The organism is Rhodospirillales bacterium (assembly GCA_023898805.1).
Taxonomy (GTDB): Bacteria; Pseudomonadota; Alphaproteobacteria; order Micavibrionales; family UBA1664; genus UBA6145.
This window is the reverse complement of the sequence record CP060260.1, coordinates 1636273-1655036: the sequence shown is the minus strand read 5'-3', so window position 1 is coordinate 1655036 and position 18764 is coordinate 1636273. Positions and strand designations below refer to the sequence as shown.

At 60.8% G+C, this 18764-nt stretch carries 17 protein-coding genes; 10 read left to right on the top strand and 7 right to left on the bottom strand.

Going from position 1 to position 18764, the window contains the following annotated elements:
* Window positions 1-14 precede the first annotated feature (14 nt).
* From carB to H6866_08070, 7 genes are all read left to right on the top strand, one after another.
* Entirely contained in the window at window positions 15-3311 is a 3297-nt protein-coding gene (carB, locus tag H6866_08100) for a carbamoyl-phosphate synthase large subunit (GenBank protein ID USO07370.1), read from the top strand.
* 24 nt (window positions 3312-3335) lie between these two features.
* Complete coding sequence (locus tag H6866_08095; GenBank protein USO07369.1) at window positions 3336-4148, top strand: hypothetical protein; 813 nt, start codon at window positions 3336-3338, stop codon at window positions 4146-4148.
* A gap of 91 nt (window positions 4149-4239) precedes the next feature.
* Window positions 4240-4866: a hypothetical protein gene (locus H6866_08090; GenBank protein USO07368.1), complete on the top strand. Its 627-nt coding sequence runs from the start codon at window positions 4240-4242 to the stop codon at window positions 4864-4866.
* Window positions 4867-4965: 99 nt separating this feature from the next.
* Entirely contained in the window at window positions 4966-5436 is a 471-nt protein-coding gene (greA, locus tag H6866_08085) for a transcription elongation factor GreA (protein USO08635.1), read from the top strand.
* Between the two features lie 55 nt (window positions 5437-5491).
* Complete coding sequence (locus H6866_08080) at window positions 5492-7678, top strand: hypothetical protein (GenBank protein ID USO07367.1); 2187 nt, start codon at window positions 5492-5494, stop codon at window positions 7676-7678.
* Window positions 7679-7882: 204 nt separating this feature from the next.
* Window positions 7883-8566 carry a murein L,D-transpeptidase gene (locus tag H6866_08075; GenBank protein USO08634.1) on the top strand — a complete coding sequence of 228 codons (684 nt, stop codon included), beginning with the start codon at window positions 7883-7885 and terminating at the stop codon, window positions 8564-8566.
* Between the two features lie 55 nt (window positions 8567-8621).
* Window positions 8622-9848, top strand: a complete 1227-nt coding sequence (locus H6866_08070) for a hypothetical protein (protein USO07366.1) — start codon at window positions 8622-8624, stop codon at window positions 9846-9848.
* Window positions 9849-9851: 3 nt separating this feature from the next.
* On the opposite strand, the gene H6866_08065 is transcribed toward H6866_08070, so the two are convergent.
* The 3 genes from H6866_08065 to H6866_08055 form a co-directional block, all read right to left on the bottom strand.
* Window positions 9852-11141 carry an adenylosuccinate synthase gene (locus tag H6866_08065; GenBank protein ID USO07365.1) on the bottom strand — a complete coding sequence of 430 codons (1290 nt, stop codon included), beginning with the start codon at window positions 11139-11141 and terminating at the stop codon, window positions 9852-9854.
* A gap of 64 nt (window positions 11142-11205) precedes the next feature.
* On the bottom strand, window positions 11206-11697 hold the full coding sequence (locus H6866_08060) for a hypothetical protein (protein USO07364.1): 492 nt from the start codon (window positions 11695-11697) through the stop codon (window positions 11206-11208).
* Window positions 11697-13037, bottom strand: coding sequence for a DUF2336 domain-containing protein (locus H6866_08055; GenBank protein USO07363.1), 1341 nt, complete (start codon window positions 13035-13037; stop codon window positions 11697-11699). The genes H6866_08060 and H6866_08055 overlap by 1 nt, the downstream gene beginning before the upstream one ends.
* On the opposite strand from H6866_08055, the gene H6866_08050 reads away from it, so the two are divergent.
* Both H6866_08050 and H6866_08045 read left to right on the top strand, forming a co-directional pair.
* A complete protein-coding gene (locus H6866_08050) occupies window positions 13036-13740 on the top strand; it encodes a VIT1/CCC1 transporter family protein (GenBank protein USO07362.1) in 705 nt (234 codons plus the stop codon). The two genes, H6866_08055 and H6866_08050, sit on opposite strands and share 2 nt — an antisense overlap.
* On the top strand, window positions 13737-15185 hold the full coding sequence (locus tag H6866_08045) for a serine/threonine-protein kinase (GenBank protein ID USO07361.1): 1449 nt from the start codon (window positions 13737-13739) through the stop codon (window positions 15183-15185). The genes H6866_08050 and H6866_08045 overlap by 4 nt, the downstream gene beginning before the upstream one ends.
* On the opposite strand, the gene H6866_08040 is transcribed toward H6866_08045, so the two are convergent.
* A complete protein-coding gene (locus H6866_08040; protein ID USO07360.1) occupies window positions 15124-16080 on the bottom strand; it encodes a glycosyltransferase family 9 protein in 957 nt (318 codons plus the stop codon). The two genes, H6866_08045 and H6866_08040, sit on opposite strands and share 62 nt — an antisense overlap.
* Window positions 16081-16110: 30 nt before the next feature.
* Here H6866_08040 and H6866_08035 point away from each other — a divergent pair, with 30 nt between their 5' ends.
* Window positions 16111-16923: a folate-binding protein YgfZ gene (locus tag H6866_08035; GenBank protein USO07359.1), complete on the top strand. Its 813-nt coding sequence runs from the start codon at window positions 16111-16113 to the stop codon at window positions 16921-16923.
* On the opposite strand, the gene H6866_08030 is transcribed toward H6866_08035, so the two are convergent.
* From H6866_08030 to H6866_08020, 3 genes are read right to left on the bottom strand one after another with little or no spacing between them, the layout of a single operon-like run.
* Window positions 16920-17468 (bottom strand): hypothetical protein, encoded by a 549-nt coding sequence (locus H6866_08030; protein USO07358.1) that lies wholly within the window; start codon window positions 17466-17468, stop codon window positions 16920-16922. The genes H6866_08035 and H6866_08030 overlap by 4 nt on opposite strands.
* Before the next feature lie 60 nt (window positions 17469-17528).
* Window positions 17529-18347: a hypothetical protein gene (locus H6866_08025; GenBank protein ID USO07357.1), complete on the bottom strand. Its 819-nt coding sequence runs from the start codon at window positions 18345-18347 to the stop codon at window positions 17529-17531.
* A gap of 30 nt (window positions 18348-18377) precedes the next feature.
* Complete coding sequence (locus H6866_08020; protein USO07356.1) at window positions 18378-18737, bottom strand: hypothetical protein; 360 nt, start codon at window positions 18735-18737, stop codon at window positions 18378-18380.
* Between the last annotated feature and the right edge of the window lie 27 nt (window positions 18738-18764).

Here is an 18764-nt window from a genome sequence, read left to right as displayed (position 1 = left end):
AGGACCTGAAAGCCATGCCAAAACGGACCGATATCAAATCCATCGCCATCATCGGCGCGGGACCCATCGTTATCGGCCAAGCCTGCGAATTCGACTATTCCGGCACGCAGGCATGCAAGGCCCTGAAGGACGAGGGTTACCGCATCATCCTGATCAATTCCAACCCGGCCACGATCATGACCGATCCGGGGCTGGCCGACGCCACGTATATCGAGCCGATCACGCCCGGCATCGTCGCGCGCATCCTTGAAATCGAGAAGCCGGACGCGCTTTTGCCCACCATGGGCGGACAAACGGCGCTGAACACCGCGCTGGCGCTGGCCGACGACGGCACGCTGGACAAACTCGGCATCGAGCTGATCGGCGCCAACCGCGAGGCCATCAGGAAGGCCGAAGACCGGCTTTTGTTCCGCGAATGCATGGACGCGCTGGGCCTGCAATCGCCCAAATCACGCATCGCGCGCTCGCTGGCCGAAGGCATGGACGCGCTGGAATATGTGGGCCTGCCCACCATCATCCGCCCGTCCTTTACCCTTGGCGGCACCGGCGGCGGCATCGCCTATAACCGCCAGCAATTCGAGCAGATTTTACGCGAGGGGCTGGACGCCAGCCCGGTCCATGAGGTGCTGGTCGAGGAATCGGTCCTTGGCTGGAAGGAATACGAGATGGAGGTCGTGCGCGACAAACACGACAACTGCATCATCGTGTGTTCCATCGAAAACGTCGATCCGATGGGCGTGCATACCGGCGATTCCATCACCGTCGCCCCGGCGCTTACGCTGACCGACAAGGAATACCAGATCATGCGCGATGCCAGCATCAAGGTGCTGCGCGGCATCGGCGTCGAAACCGGCGGGTCGAACGTGCAATTCGGCGTCAACCCCGCCGACGGGCGCATGGTGGTCATCGAAATGAACCCGCGCGTTTCGCGTTCGTCGGCCCTTGCATCCAAAGCCACGGGGTTCCCGATCGCCAAGATCGCGGCGAAGCTGGCGGTGGGATACACGCTTGACGAGTTGGGCAACGATATCACCGGCGGCAAGATCCCCGCGTCTTTCGAGCCGACCATCGATTACGTCGTCACCAAAATCCCACGTTTCGCGTTCGAGAAATTCAAGGGCACCGACAACCGCCTGACCACCGCGATGAAATCGGTGGGCGAAGCGATGGCGATGGGCCGCAGTTTCGAGGAGTCGATGCAAAAGGCGCTGCGCTCGCTTGAGGTCAATCTGAGCGGCTTTGACGAAATGCGCATTCCCGGCATCGCCGAAGGCGTCACGCCGGATGCCGACCAGATCCGCGCGCATCTTTCCAAACCCACGCCGCAGCGCATCTTGTACGTCGCGCAGGCGATGCGCCACGGCATGTCGGTCGCCGACATTCATGCCGTTACCAAAATCGATCCGTGGTTCCTTGAACGCATCAAGCGCATCGTCGAGATGGAGGGCGCGGTCAAGGCCAACGGGTTGCCCAAGGACGCCGAAAACTGGTCGCGCCTGAAAGTCGCCGGTTTTTCCGATGCGCGATTGGCAAAACTGACCGGCGCGCAGGAGGATTCGGTGCGCCGCGCGCGGCACAAGCACGGCGTGCGGCCCGTGTACAAGCGGGTCGATTCCTGCGCCGCCGAAATCCCGTCGGTCACGCCATATATGTATGGCTGTTATGAATCTTACCTTAACGGCGTGCCGCAATCCGAAATCACACCGACCGACAAGGAAAAGATCGTCATCCTTGGCGGCGGCCCCAACCGGATCGGACAAGGGATCGAATTCGATTATTGCTGCGTCCATGCCGCCTATGCCCTGAAAGAGGCGGGGTACGAAACGATCATGGTCAACTGCAACCCGGAAACGGTTTCGACCGATTACGATACATCCGACCGGCTTTATTTCGAGCCGCTGACGCAGGAAGACGTCATCGAGCTGATCACCGCCGAAAACGAGGCGGGCGCACCGATCAAGGGCGTGATCGTGCAACTGGGCGGGCAGACGCCACTGAAACTCGCGAACTTCCTTAAAGACCAGAAAATTCCAATTCTGGGCACCGATCCGGACGCGATCGATCTGGCCGAGGATCGCGACCGGTTCAAGAAGCTGATCGACAAGCTGAAACTCCTGCAACCACCCGCCGACACCGCGACCTCGGTCGAAGGTGCGGTCAAGGCCGCGAACGCGCTGGGTTATCCGCTGGTGGTGCGTCCGTCCTATGTGCTGGGCGGGCGGGCGATGATGATCGTCACCAATCAGGACGAGCTGGAAGATTACATGAAGAACGCGGTGCATGTGTCGGGCAAAAACCCGGTGCTGATCGACACCTATCTTCAAAACGCCACGGAAGTCGATGTCGACGTGCTGGCCGACGGCGAGGAGAGCTATGTCGCCGGGATCATGGAGCATATCGAGGAAGCGGGCGTGCATTCGGGCGATTCATCCTGCGTGCTGCCGCCGCATTCCCTGCCCTACAAAGTCGTGCGGGAAATCGAGCGCCAGTCGGCGGCGCTGGCCAAGGCGCTGAAGGTCAAAGGCCTGATGAACGTGCAATACGCGGTCAAGAAGAACCCGTCGACCGGCGAACACGACATCTTCATCCTTGAGGTCAACCCGCGCGCCTCGCGCACCGTGCCCTTCGTTGCAAAAGCAACCAACGTGCCGGTCGCCAAGATGGCGGCACGCATCATGGCGGGCGAAAAACTGGCGGCCTTGCGCGCGGAGGGGATGCTTAAAGGGATGCGCGACGACCATGTCGCGGTCAAGGCGCCTGTCTTTCCGTTCTCGCGTTTCCCCGGCGTCGACGTGGTGCTGGGGCCGGAGATGAAATCAACCGGCGAGGTCATGGGCATCGACCGCAACGTCGCGCAAGCCTTCGCGAAATCGCAGCTGGGCGCGTCGATGAAGCTGCCCAAGACCGGCACGGTGTTTTTATCGGTGCATGGCGGGGACAAGGACGCGCTGGTGCCACTGGCGCGCGACCTGCTGGAAATGGGGTTCAAGCTGATCGCGACGGGCGGCACGGCGACCCATCTGGCGCAGGCCGGCATTGACGTCACCCGCGTCAACAAGCTTTCGGAAGGGCAGCCGCATATCGTGGATTCGATCATCAACGGCGACGTCGATCTGATCATCAATACCACGCTGACGCGCCAATCCCTGACCGACGGGGTGGAAATCCGCCGCTGCGGACTGATGCACAAGGTGCCGTATTACACCAATATGGCAGCGGCCACGGCAGCGGTTCAGGCGATACGATCGATCCGGGCGCGGGACTTCCATATCGCGCCGATCCAGTCGTATTTCGAAACACAGGCGGCCTGACGCCGGATCGTGTATAATTTAGCGATGCGATTTTTCCTTTCGCTTGTGCTTTGTCTGGTCGCAGCTTCCGCCCTCGCGCAGGAGCTGAGCGCCGCCAAGCTGGGCACACCGGATGCACGGCCGAACGACAATGCGGCATTGATCCGCGCGGCCCTGGACGGGCCGCCAGACGTGTTGGTATCACCCGCCACGCGCGCGGCGCGGACGCAGGCGCGCGAAGCCCTGCGAATGACCCTTTCGGCACAGGCAACGGCGGCGGACAATCTTGCCATTTGCGACCGGCACGCGGATGTCGCGGCCATTTATCAGGCCCTGCCCGCCGATGCCGGCGCGGCGGAGCGCGGGGCGCTGGCCGACATGCTTTTGACCACCGGCAACGCGCCCGAGGGGATGCGTACGGAAATCCTGCTGGATATTACCGCCGCGCCGCGCGGCGACATCACCGCGCCCGCATTCGACGCCGTGCTGGCGTCCACCATATTGCAACTGGCCGAGCGGCACGCGGACGCCGCACATATTCTGCCCCGGTTGATGCAGGGTTCGCTGACATGGCCTTACGGGCGCCAATCGCTTGAGGCAGCAGGCGAGGCGATGTCCAGTCTTCTGGGCGACTTGCCGAAGGACACGGCGCAAGATCAGGTCCGCGCGTTCGTCGCGTGGCGCGAGAAGGTGGCGGCACGGTTTGCGGATACGCCGGATAAGGCCGATCTGGCCGCGCTGATCGCGCGGTACGACCAGATCGCCTGTCTGTACCCGCCCGAGGGCGGCTGGCTGGCCGCGCATGGATGGTCGTACCCCCTCTCCGGCGGCGGGACCGTTCATTGCGGGGCGCTTTAGGACCGGCGCGGTTTAGATTTTTCCAGCTTGCGGTTGCGCCCGCCGATATGCTTGGATTTCCTGTTATTATAAAAAAACAGGGAGAGTTTCCATGAATCGCCGCCTCATGGCCGGTCTGGCTGCCGCCGCCTTTACCTTGGCCACAGGGCCCGTTTTCGCACAGGAGGCTACGCCGGACACTCAACCCGGCGCGGGCGCCAAATCCATACCTTACGCGCTTACACAGCAGGAGAACGCGCTAGGTTTAAGGGCGTATGTAAAAAATGACCGACTGATCATCGTATACAACAACATTTCAGGCTCATGCCTGCCCAGCGGTCAGGAGCAGATTGTCGGCAACCTGCAGATTCAGGTCGACGTCGGCGATCCCGTAAACCCAAAACTCGATGCGAATGGGCGTAATCGTTATTTTCAACTAACAGACGACTATATCAGAAAAGTCATGAGCGAAATCGCCAAGACGCCCAATATTCAAGGGGCGATTGCGAACGCCCCGGTCACCGTGGCCTTCATGCAAAGAATGATTCATTTTTCACAAGGCCTGGGTGCCGCCATGAATCTGCAAGGCGGGATGTTCGAGATGTCCGCCCCGATGCCGATCTTCGTGGCGCCCGGTTGCAACAAACTCACGTCTGCCGAAATCGCGCGGGCTTTCGAAGAATTCGTTGCGCGCGCACGTGGAAAAACCCAGGAACCCAGCGCACCGCGCGCCCTTTGAACGCGCCATTTGACAACCCCCGCGCGGGCGGTCTAAATTGAATTGTCCCGCCCGCGAGGCGGGATTTTTCTATTCTTCAAGGAAGGCGTTTTCATGAGCATGGACAAAGTTCCCATGACCGTGCGCGGGCACGCATTGCTGACCGCAGAACTCAAGGACCTGAAAGGCAACCAGCGCCCCGCGATCATCGAGGCGATCGCCGAGGCGCGCGCGCATGGCGACCTGTCGGAAAACGCCGAATATCAGTACGCCAAGGAACAGCAAAGCTTTATCGAAGGCCGAATCGACGAGTTGGAAGCCGTGCTGAGCCGTGCCGATATCATCGACCCCGCCAAGTTATCCGGCGACAAGGTCATGTTCGGCGCGACGCTGACTTTGGCGGATGACGACGACAAAAAGGTCGCCTACCAGATCGTGGGCGAACACGAAAGCGATATCAAATCCGGCAAGCTGGCCATCGCCGCACCCCTGGCCCGCGCGCTGATCGGAAAAAAACCGGGCGACGTGGTCGAGGTCGCAACGCCCAAGGGCGCGCAGTCATACGAAGTCCTGAAAATCGAATATAAGTAACAAAGCAGGGCAAAACTTGCGATTCCGGGGGCAGGTTGGCTAAAACGGTCGAACCATGCTCACGGACGCAACGCCCGATCCCGACCAATTTTTGGAAATACCGGTCACCATGCCGGGATCCGAAGACGTGCCCGGCTGGTACGCGCTGGAAACGTTTCTGCGCGGGCCTTTGGGGATCAGCGGCGATATCGGCATCGAGACATTCCGCAAATTCTACAACCACTACCTTAAACGTTTCCCGCTGCATTATTTTACCGGCAAAACCGTTCCGGGGCTTGATTTCGCGGTCTATCTGCCCGCCAGCGCGCGGTGGCGCGGCATCAACAAACCGCATTACCTTGTGCTGATCAAGCCGGAGGGCGGCGATCTTTCGATATTCTACAGCCGCATTCCGCTGCATGTGCGCAGCCGGCTGAATTTTTATAATCTTACAAAACGCTGGCTTGACGAAGGTCTGAAGCGATCGAATTACCTGCACGACGTACGCGAGATCCTGCGCATCTGCCAGCGACCCGATGAATTGTTCCGGATGCGTACCGCGCGCTATCATGGGTTTTTACGCAAGGCGCGCTGGAAGATCAGAAAAACCCGCGATAAAAGCCAGTTCCGGGAAGAATGGAAATGGACGGAGATCCGAAAATTTCTTGATCTGCGTGATCAAAGATACATTTCCATGGTCGTCGAAAGAATCGTCAACCGACATATTTCGAAGGACGCGCTTGATGCCGCATGGGCGCTGGCGAAAGACCGGAACGTCGCCGCCTATAACTGGCTGACCGCAGGCAACGGGCCGGAGGCACAGCGCAACCGCATCCAGCTTGCTCAAGCGATGCCGTGGCTGGCGCTGGCGTTGAGCGACGAGCGCCTGCGCGATGCCTATCGTCCGCTTGAACCAGTCATCGATTCCGGCGAGAAGCTGATCCCGGCGATGCAGGACCTGTTTTCGCAAGGCGAAAGCGAAGCTGTTTCGGCCGCCGCCATACGCAAGCTGGTGGGGCTGGACATCCCGCCGAACATGCAGGCGTTCGGCTTGCTGCGCCCCGTGATGGGCGGTATCAGCCGGCATTTGCCGTCGTTTTTTCCCGACCCCGCGCATCTCGGCTGGCTGTCCGACGGGCAACGCACAACCGCGGGCATCTGTTCTTACCTGAGCACCGATTTCTTTTTCCTGTTCGCCAGCCTGACGCAGGACGAGAAAAAGGCCCTTCTGGAACGCGATACGCAACAAATATTTCCGGCGTGGAACAACACTCGCGATTATCTGCAGGAGGTGTACCGCAAGCTGGTCTTACCCTATTTCGCGGCGCGGGCGCATCAATACGGGCAGACAGGCCTTGGCGAGCTTGCGATTCACGCGATCAAGGGCACGATCGAACCGGAGTCGTTCCTGATCCGAAACGCCGAGCAACGCAGCCATCCGCCCTTCCTGCGTCCGTTCGGGAATATCGGGTTCCTGACCATGGTACGGTTGAGCGAACACTGGCACCAAGAACAAAAACGCTATGTCCGCTATATGAGCGGCATCGAAATCGGCGACGACCTGCACTGGCCGGGACTGCTTGCCGAGCCTGTCACCGCGCCCAACGGCATTCGCATCGAATCCGTCACCAGCAAGCGTGGCCTGATTCAGGAGTTCAGCGACATGCACAACTGCATCCGTGGATTCGCACCCAACTGTCTGGGTCTATCCGCCGATCCGAAAAAGCCAGAAACACAAAATTTCAGTCATCTTTTCAGGCTGGCGGCCAAAGGCGGCAAACACCGCGCGACTTTGGAGTTACTGGAGCCGTTCGCCAAAAATTCATCCGGCGATTCCCCCGTTTTGCGTTTCGGGCAGATCGAAAACCCACGCGCCGTCAAGGATGTCAAAAATGTCCCGGACGACCGCGAGCCCGAAGTCATCGCCGCAAAATGGCTGCTGGGACAGTTCAATACGGGGCATTTGAAAGTCGACTGGCCGGTGTTGCGCGCAAGGCGCAGAACCATGATGAACAGCCGATCTTTCGACCGGCTTTATGTCGAAATCGGGTTCGACCCGCGGGACGAAGCCAAGCGCGCCGAGGCGTTTCTGGCGATGCGCCCGTTCCTGCCCGATGGCAGCCGGTTTCTGGAATATGAAGACTGGATTGAAAAAATGGGTTTCGCGGCCGACGCCGACATCCTGTTTCCTGCCAATGCCCCAGCCAATACCCATGGCCATGCGGACCCCGGTCGGGCATTCGATCTGGCTTATAGCTGTTAAACGACGCCGCGCTCTCTGGTACAAAGGCACATGTACCGGGCGATTCTCATTCTTGTCCTGTTTTTCAGCATCGCGGCGCATGCCGACGACGGCCAGCATCTGCACCGACGCGCGCAGGCCCAGAATGCCGCGCAGGAAGCGCCGCACGACCCCGGTATTTTCTACAAATTCGTGCATAGCCTCGCGCCCGAAGCCGCGGTCAAAATGTGGCGCGGCGGCGCGCGGCCCGATTTACCGACCTTGATGACGCTGCGCGGTTTCGTGCCGGGTTCGCCGGTCTATCTGCGTATCTTCAAGGAAGAAGACGTGATCGAGGCTTGGGTCAAAAAGGGCGACCGCTTCGCACTGTTTGAAATTTATCCGATCTGTGTCAAATCGGGCGCGCTCGGCCCCAAGCAGCGCGAAGGCGACAGGCAGGCGCCCGAAGGATTTTACGAGGTCGGGGAAAAGCAACTGAACCCCAACAGCAGTTACCATTTGTCCTTCAATCTTGGGTATCCCAACGCGTATGACCAAAGTCTGGGGCGGACCGGCGGCATGCTGATGGTGCATGGCGCGTGCGCGTCGATCGGATGCTATGCCCTGACCGACGCCAATATCGACGAGGTTTACGGGCTGGTGCAGTCGGCGCTGGCCAACGGTCAGGTATCGGTGCCCGTCCATGCATTCCCCTTCCGCATGACGCGCGAGGCATTCATCAAGCACGCGGACAGTCCGTGGGCAGGGTTCTGGATGCACGAGCTTCTGCCCGCGTATCAGGCCTTTGCCGCCAGCGGCCTGCCGCCGCGCTTGATGGCGTGCGACGGGCATTACCAGATCATGCCGGACGATGCGGATGAAACGGCCCCCTTGCCCGAAGGCTGTGCCGCGATCACGGCATGGCCGTAAAATCATCGCGCCATAAAATTTCCATAATTTGTCGATATCTGGTATGGTCGCCACCATGACGCCAAAGCCGACACAACGCTCCGCCCTTTTCACGCGCCTGCGCGCCGCTCTGGCACGCCGCGTGATCCCCGCCGCGCTTGCCGCAATGGCGGGTTTTACGCCCGTGCCTTCGCAGGCCGGGTTTTTCGATTTTCTACACAGGCTCAATGCCGGGCCGGAGGCACAAAAAGAAGCCACGCAGCCGGGCCGCCGCGGGCGGAGGCCACTTACACGACGGGTCGCCAATATCCCGCAGGTGCACGCCCGCGCCGCGCATGCGCTGGCGGCCAAAGGGTTCAAACTGGGCGCGCCGGTTTTTGTTCGTGTTTTCAAGCAAGCCCCCGGTTTCAAGCGCGGGGCGCTGGAGCTTTGGATCGAACAAGGCGGCGAATACAAGAAGTTCAAGGATTTTCCGATTCTGGCATGGTCCGGTGGCATCGGCGGCAAAAGGCGCGAGGGCGACAGGCAGGCGCCGGAAGGTTATTACCCCGTCACCAGCGCGGCGCAGTTCAACCCATACAGCCGCGAATATATCTCGATCAACACTGCCTTTCCCAATGCGCGGGACCGGGCGCAGGGTTATACCGGCAACGCGTTGATGATCCACGGCGGCGCTGCGTCGATCGGGTGCTATGCCATCGGCGACGACGCCATGGAAATCGTCTATGCCGCGATTGAGGCCGCGTTCAAAGGCGGGCAATCCAAAATCATGATGCAGTTCATGCCGATGCCCATGACCGATGCGGCCATGGCGCAACTGGCCAAAACGCGCGCGGCAAAAATCTGGATGCCGGTCTGGAAAGAACTGAAAGCCGGATACGATATTTTCGCAGCCACCAGGCGCCCGCCGGAAGTAAGCGTGCAAGGCGCACATTACGCAGTGCGCGCACAAGGCGGCAAAACCATGCTGGCCAGCAATGAAGAATCCGTAACGCCGCCTTTGCCCCCGGTGCGGCCGGATCCTGCAACCCTTTCAGGCACCCTTCCCGGCATCCTCCCGGTTTTTGCCTTCGCCGCAATGGAAAAGCCGCCCGCCTTGCCCTTCGTCCGCTTTGCCGATGCGGGTGCGACGCCGAATGGCACGTTAAAGGGCGCATGGGGCATCGCCATCACGCCCGAAGACAGAAAAACGGTAAGCGCCAGCGCGGACCAGAAACGCGAATGCATGGCCAAAATCGGCCCTGACGCCGATCCGATCGCCCTTGCGCGCTGCGCCCTGCAACAGCGCCTGTATACGCGCTGACGCTTACAGGAACGGGTCGCGCATCAAGATGGTGTCGTCGCGTTCCGGGCTGGTGGAAAGCAACGTCACCGGGCACTGAATCAATTCCTCGATATGACGGACGTATTTAACCGCGCCCGCGGGCAGGTCGGCATAGGCGCGCGCGCCGCGCGTGGTCTCGCGCCAGCCGTCCATGGTTTCATAGACAGGTTCCACCCGCGCCTGATCGGCCTGACCAGAGGGGAAATAATCCAGCGTCCTGCCATCCAGTTTATAGCCGGTGCAGATTTTCACGGTTTCAAATCCATCCAGCACGTCCAGTTTGGTCAGCGCGATACCGTGGATGCCGCCCTGTACCACCGCCTGACGCACCAGCACCGCATCGAACCAGCCGCAGCGTCGCTTGCGGCCCGTATTGGTGCCGAATTCATGTCCTTTTTGTCCCAGCGTTTCACCGACTTCGTTTTCCTGTTCGGTCGGGAACGGGCCCGAACCGACGCGCGTCGTATACGCCTTGGCCAGACCGAGCACGTAATTCCGGCTGGCGGCGCCCATGCCAGAACCGGCCGCGGCCTGCGTCCCCACGCAGTTGGAGGAGGTAACAAACGGATAGGTGCCGTGATCGACGTCGAGCAATGCGCCCTGCGCGCCCTCGAACAGGATTTTCTTTCCGGCTTTGCGCGCGTCGTCCAGCGCCTTCCACGCCACGCCGATGAAAGGGACGATTTTGGGCGCAATCGCCATCAGATCGGCGTAGATTTTGGCGGGATCAAGCGGCGCCGCGCCAAGCCCGGTCAACAGGGCGTTGTGATGCAGCATCATCGCGGCGATCTTTCCGCGCAGCAATTCGGGTTCGGCCAGATCGCACAGGCGTACGCCGCGGCGGGCGACCTTGTCCTCGTAAGCGGGACCGATTCCGCGACCGGTCGTGCCGATGGCGGCCTTGCCGCGCGCAGTTTCCAACGCCTGATCAAGCGCGGCATGAACCGGCAGGATGATATGCGCGGAATCGGCCAGCATCAGGTTTTCGGGGCTGACGGAAACGCCCTTGGCCGCGATTTTTTCGACTTCGGCCAGAAACGCCCATGGATCGATGACGACGCCGTTGCCGACGATGGAAAACTTGCCCGGGCGCACAACGCCGGACGGCAGAAGCGCCAGTTTGTAATCGACCCCGTCAATGACAAGCGTGTGGCCGGCATTGTGCCCGCCCTGAAACCGGACCACGACATCGGCACGGCTGGAGAGAAAATCGACGATCTTGCCTTTGCCTTCGTCGCCCCACTGGGCACCCACAACCGCCACGTTCGCCATATTGGTACCGCCTTCCTTCGTGCTTAGGAATTACGGCGCACCATGGCTTATAAGGATATGAAAATCAAGCCTTTTTGAACCACACGTCCAAGGCGCGCCAACATGCCCCGCCGCGCTCGAAAAAGTCTTTCTGGTATTCGGGGTCGAACCATTTTTGCTGATAGGCGATGCTTTCTTCCTGCGTGTACAGCCGGGTGACCGGAAAACACACAAGACCGTTATCCCAAGACCCGATGGTCAGGCCGTATTTCGCAAGACCGGGTTGAAAACTGGGATCGAGCGCACGCCACGCGCCGTCAATCAGTGCCTCGACGAAAAAATGCGTGGTCAGAATATCTGCAGGCAAAAGCGCGACGATTTCGGGCGGAAAAATACGGTCATCCCAATATGTTTCACCGACCCGACCGCGCACGGCATACCCCAATACACCCAGCCGTTGCAGAAGCTCGACCCCCTTGAAATAGCAATTGTCGGAAGGCACGCCGGGCACGGTCGACAGGCTGTATGGCCTTGCCTGAATCTGCGCAAAAATTTCCTTGCCGCGCGCGTGATCCATTATGCCTTTTCCGGCTTGAAGAAGCCGATCTGCCAGTCCATTTCCTCGGTCGAAAGGGGAAAATCCTCGCCATTGCGGGGATAAAGCAGTTCGGCGTGCGGCACCTTGGCCAGTTCGCGCTGGAGATCGAGGGCGAAGCGCATCGAAAGCCCCGCGCGCCAGGCCAGCGCGGTCACCGCCTTGGCCGACCTTGTTTCGACCATGCGCCGCACGGTGTCGAGCGGCAGGCCGGATTTGAGCGCAAGGCCCATCTGGATGAAATCGTATTCGCGCAAGGCCAGCGCGTCGGACATGATCGCGTCGTCCAGACGGCCCGCCTTGTGCAGGGCCATCAGCTTGTCCTTTGGCGCGATGCGGTTGCCCCGTTCATCAACCAGAAAACGCATCCGGCGGGTGACCGTATCCTCGATCGCGTCGCGCGTGTTGGCATCGAAATCGGTGCGTTCAAGTATGAATTTGTGCAAGGACACATCGATGAAGCGCACAATTTCGCGCATCAACGTCGCCGGCAGGTGTTTGCGCAGGCATAACGGTTTGTGCCATTCGGGTGTTTCGTGCGCGCGTTCGACGATGCGGGCAAGCGTATCGTCGGGGATATCCGCCCCTTCGTTTTCGATCAGCGCCTTGCCGGCGGCGACGTTGGCCTTTTTCGCAACCGCAGCGGCAACGCGCGGGGATACGGTGCGTCGAGCAGCAATCGCCTCGGGCACCCAGCTGCCGGGATGTTCGGCCAGAATGTCGAGCAGGTCTTCGTCCGGCAGGGTCGCGCAATAGCGCAGCACGGGTTCCGACACCTCGCGTTCCAGATCGCGGGCTAGCTGGGCGATCACCTCGGGCGGGGCGCAGGCCATGTCCTTAAGCACCGAGGAAAGCGCCATGCGGACCTTGAGCACCTCGTCCAGCGCGAGTACGCCCAGCGCCTGCGCCGCGAAGGCGTAAAGCTGGCTGTGTTGTTCCTCGGACAGCTCGGGCAACAGCGCCATCAGCCGCTGGGCCAGCGCGATACGAACATCGACGCTTTTATCGCGCGCGATAATCGGGCTGGCCTGAATCGGGGTGGATACGTTCTTTGCGACGGCCAGACGCACGGCCTCGTCCTCGTCGCCCGCAAGGTAATACAGGATTTCAAGGTGCGTATTTGGGTTTTTGGCCAGTTTCAGGCGCGCATGCGGGTCGGGGGACGCCGCGATGTCGCGTTCGTTCCGATAACGCACGGGGTCCGGTGCGACGGGCTTGCGCAACCTGATCGCGCGTGGTTTTGTCGTATCGGCCGAAAACAGGCGGCGCAGGCGTTCCAACATGCCGCGCAGCATAGCACAGACAAAAAGGATTTGAACCATGCCCCAAATTCACCCCCACAATCATGCGGAGGAGCATTTTACAGGCTCCGAGATCGTGCGCGACATCGTCATCGGCATGGCGGACGGGTTGACCGTTCCCTTCGCACTGGCCGCAGGCCTGTCGGCGGCTGTCAGCAGCACCGGCATCGTGGTGACGGCGGGCCTGGCCGAGATCGTCGCCGGGTCGATTGCGATGGGGCTGGGCGGTTTTCTGGCCGCGCGCACCGAGCAGGAGCATTACGCAGCCGAGGAAGCCCGCGAATATTGGGAGGTCGACAATCTGCGCCAGCGCGAGATCGACGAAACCGTCGAGATTTTCGAGGCCTACGGGCTTTCGGGCGACAATCTTAAAAACGTCGTCGACGCGGTGGCCGCCGACAAGAAGCGCTGGGTCGATTTCATGATGCGGTTTGAACTGGGGCTGGAAAAGCCGGACCCCAAACGCGCGCCGATCAGCGCCGGAACGATCGGGGCGTCCTATATCGTCGGCGGGCTTATCCCGCTTGCGCCTTATATGATGTACGGCGACATCCACGAAGCGCTGCCGGTATCGGTGGTCATGACCGGCATCGCGCTGGTCGTGTTCGGCGCGGTCAAGGCGCGGTTCACGGGTCTTAAGGTCGTCAAGACCGCGATCCAGACGCTGGTCGTCGGCGGGCTTGCCGCGGGGGCGGCGTATTACCTCGCCTCGCTGTTCGGGTGAAACCGGATTTTCCGTTCTTCCACGCCTATGACCCCGAAAGCGGGCGTTTAAGCCTGCGCGGGGCGGATTCGATTCCGGACGCCGCGATCGATTTCGCGCGCGAATTCGGCGTGCGGATATTCGACGCGTCAGACGGAGATCTGACCGACCTACCACCCGCCTTCGCGACGCTTGAATCGGTTTCGGTCGTTTTTCTTTCGGGCAATCCGATCACCCGCGTGCCGCCGGTGCTGGCGGATATGGCGCGGATCAGGATGCTGGCCTTCAAGGGATGCGCGATCCGGCATATCGATCCGGGCGCGCTGCCCGCCGGTTTGTGCTGGCTGGTGCTGACGGGCAACGGGCTGGCCGCCCTGCCCGGCGATATCGGACGGCTTGGCGAACTTGAAAAACTGGCGCTTGCCGGGAACGCGCTTAACGCCCTGCCTGAAAGTTTACAGGATTGCCGTAAGTTGGGGCTGATCCGCCTGTCCGCCAACGCGTTTGAAACCGCGCCACCCGCGTGGATTTACGATCTGCCGATGCTGGGCTGGTACGGCGACGCGGGCAATGCGTTCGCGCGATTTCCGGCGCCGGATTCCACATTGCCGGTTTATGCATGGGGCGACATATCGCTGGGCGAAAAGCTGGGCGAAAGCCCGTCGAGCGAGGTGTTTCGCGCGGCCCTGCCGGACGGGGATGTCGTCGCGCTGAAGCTGTTTCGCGGGTTCCTGACCAGCGATGGGCGGCCCGAAGACGACCGCGCCGCATGCCTGCAAGCGGGCAACCATCCGCAACTGATGTGCGTGCGCGGGGCGCTTACCGGGCATCCGGATGGTCGCGCGGGATTGGCGCTGGGCCTTGTTCCCGCCGACTTTCGTACCATCGGCCTGCCGCCAAGCCTCTATTCCGTTTCGTCATCATGCGATGACGAAAGCGTTCAGGCGTCACGCAGGCTTCGCGCTATCGGGCGGGGTTGCGGTCGCAACCCGCACACCGATTCTTATTCAATGAATGAAAATCCGTATAGAAGCTGCACGCGCGACGATTTCACGCCGGGTACGACATTCACCCTGCCCTTCATCGCCAACGCGGCGCTGGACGTGGCGCAGGCCGCCGCGCATCTGCATGCGCGCGGGCTGATGCACGGCGATATTTACGCGCATAACATCATGGCGGATTCGTCGGGGCGCGCGCTGTTGGGCGATTTCGGCGCGGCCAGCCCGTGCGGGGATCATGCAGCGGCGCGGCAGGCAATCGACGTGCGCGGGTATGGATGTTTTCTTGACGACCTGCTGGCGCGGGCGGACGAAGCCGCGCGGGAGGCCGGGGAATACGCGACGCTGCGGGCGCTGGCCGATTCCTGCATGGGGGAAATACGCGCGCGGCCGGATTTCGCGGCGATCAGCGCCTTGCTGTCTTCATCCACACGTCGTGCGCTGCCGATGCCACCATCTCGACGCTGAGGCCTTCCATCAGGCAGGGCGCGGTTTTGGAGTCATAGCCGGGATAATCGATCAGCTGCGCGAAGTTTTTGGGCGTGGCGACGAACCCCTGTCCCCACGGGCGATAGATATGCGGCCAGCTTGGGCCGTACAGGCCCAGAGTCGGCACCCCGGCGGCGGCGGCGCAATGCGTCAGCCCCGAATCGTTGCCGACGAAAAAGGCGCAGCGCGCGATACAGGCGGCGGCCAGCTCGGGCCGGCCCTTGGCGATCAGGTCGATGCGCCGTTCGGGCGGGATGCTGTCCAGTACGGGTCGGGCCTGCGCTTCCTCGCCCGGTGCAGCGATCACGGCGATGCGCGCGCCGGGCAATATGCCGCCCGGCCCGGTCAGAATGTCGATCAGTTCGATAAAACGATCGGCGGGCCATGTCTTGGCCAGCCAGTTGGCCGCGGGGCCGACGCCCAGCACCGGCCCGCCATCCGGCACCAGCGCCGCCGCGCGCGCCAGCGTTTCGGGCGAAAACCACAGGCGCGGGGCGGGTACCCCGGTCAGGCGCATCACCGCCGCGTTTTGTTCGACCTTGTGCTTGTTCCGGTCGATCGCCGGGCCGAAAATATAGCGTTTTTTGGCACAGATCAGGCGGGAAACGGCGGAATTGCGTAAATCCACCACCATATCCCAGCGCGTCGTCACCACCTGTTTCCACAATTTGCGCCAATGGCCCGCGCGTTTTTCCTTTTTCAGGACGATGACGCGCGCGACACCGGGAACGGGGGTAAAAAACCCCTCGACCAGCGGGCCGCAGGCGACCGTGATGCTGGCCTGGGGCCAAGTGCGCACCATATGATCGAGCAGCCCCATCGAAAACACGGCATCGCCGATGCGCGTGGCGGTGATAAAGAGGATTTTTTTCATACCGGGCAAACATGCTATAAACGACATGCGATGACAAAGGGTTATTACACATTGCTGGAAGATCGCATCGGTGTGTCGGTTCGCGGGGCCGAGGCGCGCGGTTTTTTACAGGCGCTGGTGACGCAGGATTTGATCGGCGGTCCGACAGGAATCTCATACGCCGCGCTTTTGAATGCGCAGGGACGGTTAGAACACGATTTTTTCGTTTATCCGCAGGATGATGGCGTGCTTCTTGAATGCGATGCGGTACGCGGCGAACGGCTGGCGGCGACACTGGCGCGTTATCGGTTGCGGCGCGAAATTGTCATCGATTATGCCCCCTTGCGCGTGGTTGCGGCGTGGGGCGACGAGGTGCCGGCGGTGTTTCAAAATTTATGGGCGGACCCGCGACCCCTGCCCGGCGTGTACCGGAACATTATCTTTCAACCATCTGATTTAAATGAATTAACTGCCCTTGAAAAAGCCGATTTCAAATTCTATCATCGGTTGTGCATTGGGCGCAAAATCCCATGCGGCGGGCGCGATATCGCATGGGGCGAGGATACGGCGGCGGATATCGGGCTCGACCGGCTCAACGGCGTTTCTTACGCCAAGGGATGTTATCTGGGGCAGGAGTTGACCAGCCGGATGCACCACCGGGGACTGGCCAAAAAGGGGCTGTATGCGGTGCGGATTGCGGGCGAGGCTCTGCCCGCCTTTACCGACATCGTGACGCCGGAAGGCGACCTGATCGGCGAAATGCGCTCGCACGAGGGCGATCTGGGGCTGGCCGTGCTGCGCCACGACCAATTATCCGCCGCGGCGCGCATGGGCATCGTCCCGATGACGGATGGCGACAGCTAACCCAGCAGCGCCTTCATCATCCTGTATTCGGCGCGTTCCTGGCGCGCATCCAGAAGCGCCATGTGCCGTTCGGCATCGGGGATGTGGCTGAAGGGCGGTTTGACGCCCTGTTCGTAAAGCCGGGTGCGCAACATGTCGGAATCGTTGAAGTACGACCGTTTGAAGCCGCAGGCGCCGACGGCGGCATAGAATTTCGACAGACCGCCGAAGATCAGGCCCAGCACCGCCATGTCCATGCCGATATTCTTGCCCCAGAATTCCAGCTTGGCATCCTGCCCGTTTATGGGCGCGCAGGCGTTGAAATAGGTGCTGATGTCGTCGCGGATTTCGGCAAGCGTCAGACGTTCGCCGCGCGGGGGCAGTTTGGGCAGGACGTGCATGCGCAACCAGCCATGGGCCGCGCCTTCGCTGAATTCGCTGGAAACCGCATAGAATTCGCGCGCGGCATCGTCGTCGGGCACCAGCGCGAGGCTGATCGGCTCGATCCGGCAATCGCCGATTTCGTCGTTGAATTCCGCGTCGATGAAAAAGCGCCTGATTTCCATACGCTTTTAGGTAGCGCATCGGAACCCGATGCGCAAATCAGGCACGTTTTAGGCGGGCAATCACGCGTTTTTCATGCCCATGGAATCGTGGGGCACAAAACCAAACGCCCGTTTAAAACGTTCATCCAGTTGGCGTCCGTGCGTTTGCCGCGCAATATCAAGAGCGCGGTTTCCCCATCCGGATACGTTCTCCATGATCCCCGCGAAGCGTGCGCCAAGATCGAAATCGGCGCGCTCATAGCGATAACCACCAGTGACCAGAATATTCAATGCATGGGCAGCAGCCATCGTGTCGCCGGTTTCTCCGTGAATGCGGGTCCATCCGTTCGCCGTCCTGTGTTTGGCCTCAATTTCATCCATCAGGCCGGACGCCAATGCGCTTACGCGCGCTTTTTCCAAAGGAAACACAGCCAATCCAGACCCCAAGGAGAGGAAGGTATTATTGGCCACTTTGAGTGCTTCGCAACGATCTTCCATGGATGTTTCCCGGTTTTCAGCGATGCCAAACAGCGCGTCGACCAAAGCCGTTTTCGACTTCGTACCGGCTGGCGTCTTCGCGGCATCGGCGGCAGTCTGCCACGCCCATCGCAGATCGTGCACACAGGCAATGGCGTCTTTACGATCCAGAGTTTCTATCGCTCCGGCATCTCCACGCAGGGTTGCCGATAATGTTTCCATGAGCGCATCAGTAATCATGCTTTGATCTTGCATAACGAGTTGCGCGAACGGCGAGAAACTGCCCTTTTTGCCAAGGGGCGTATTGATGTCGGCCAATTGCGCATCGCGCGCCTGCCTGCGCCGCTCAGCCTCTTGATGCTGCATTTTCATCCACGCATCGTACGCCGAGGTAATCTTTAAAAACTTTGTTAGGGTATTCATTTTGTCGCCTGTGATTTTTGTTGCCAATTTTTACGAGATGACGAAGCCAGTTTTGTGCATTTGTGCGCGGACTGTGTCGTTGGTGGGATCAATACCGGCGTTGCGCAATTCGTTCGCGCCGATTTCCGCTTTTGCGCCGTAGCCCAGACGGTCCAGTCCCAGAAAGCGGTCGCGTGCGATGCGCCCTTCCTGCTGACGCATCAGGATGGCAAGACGCGCGCTTGTCGTGCGTTCGCTGCCCGGCACGGCACGCAGCGTGTCGTACAGCCCGTTATCGAGCATGTGCGAAATTGCATGGATGCCCGGTTGCACCTGATAGGCCGCGCCCACCAAAGTTGCCAGCAGACCGCCAACGGCCACCGTGTTAAAAATAGCGGATTTCAGGCGCATGGACCCTCTCTTTGCTTGCCTGTCCAT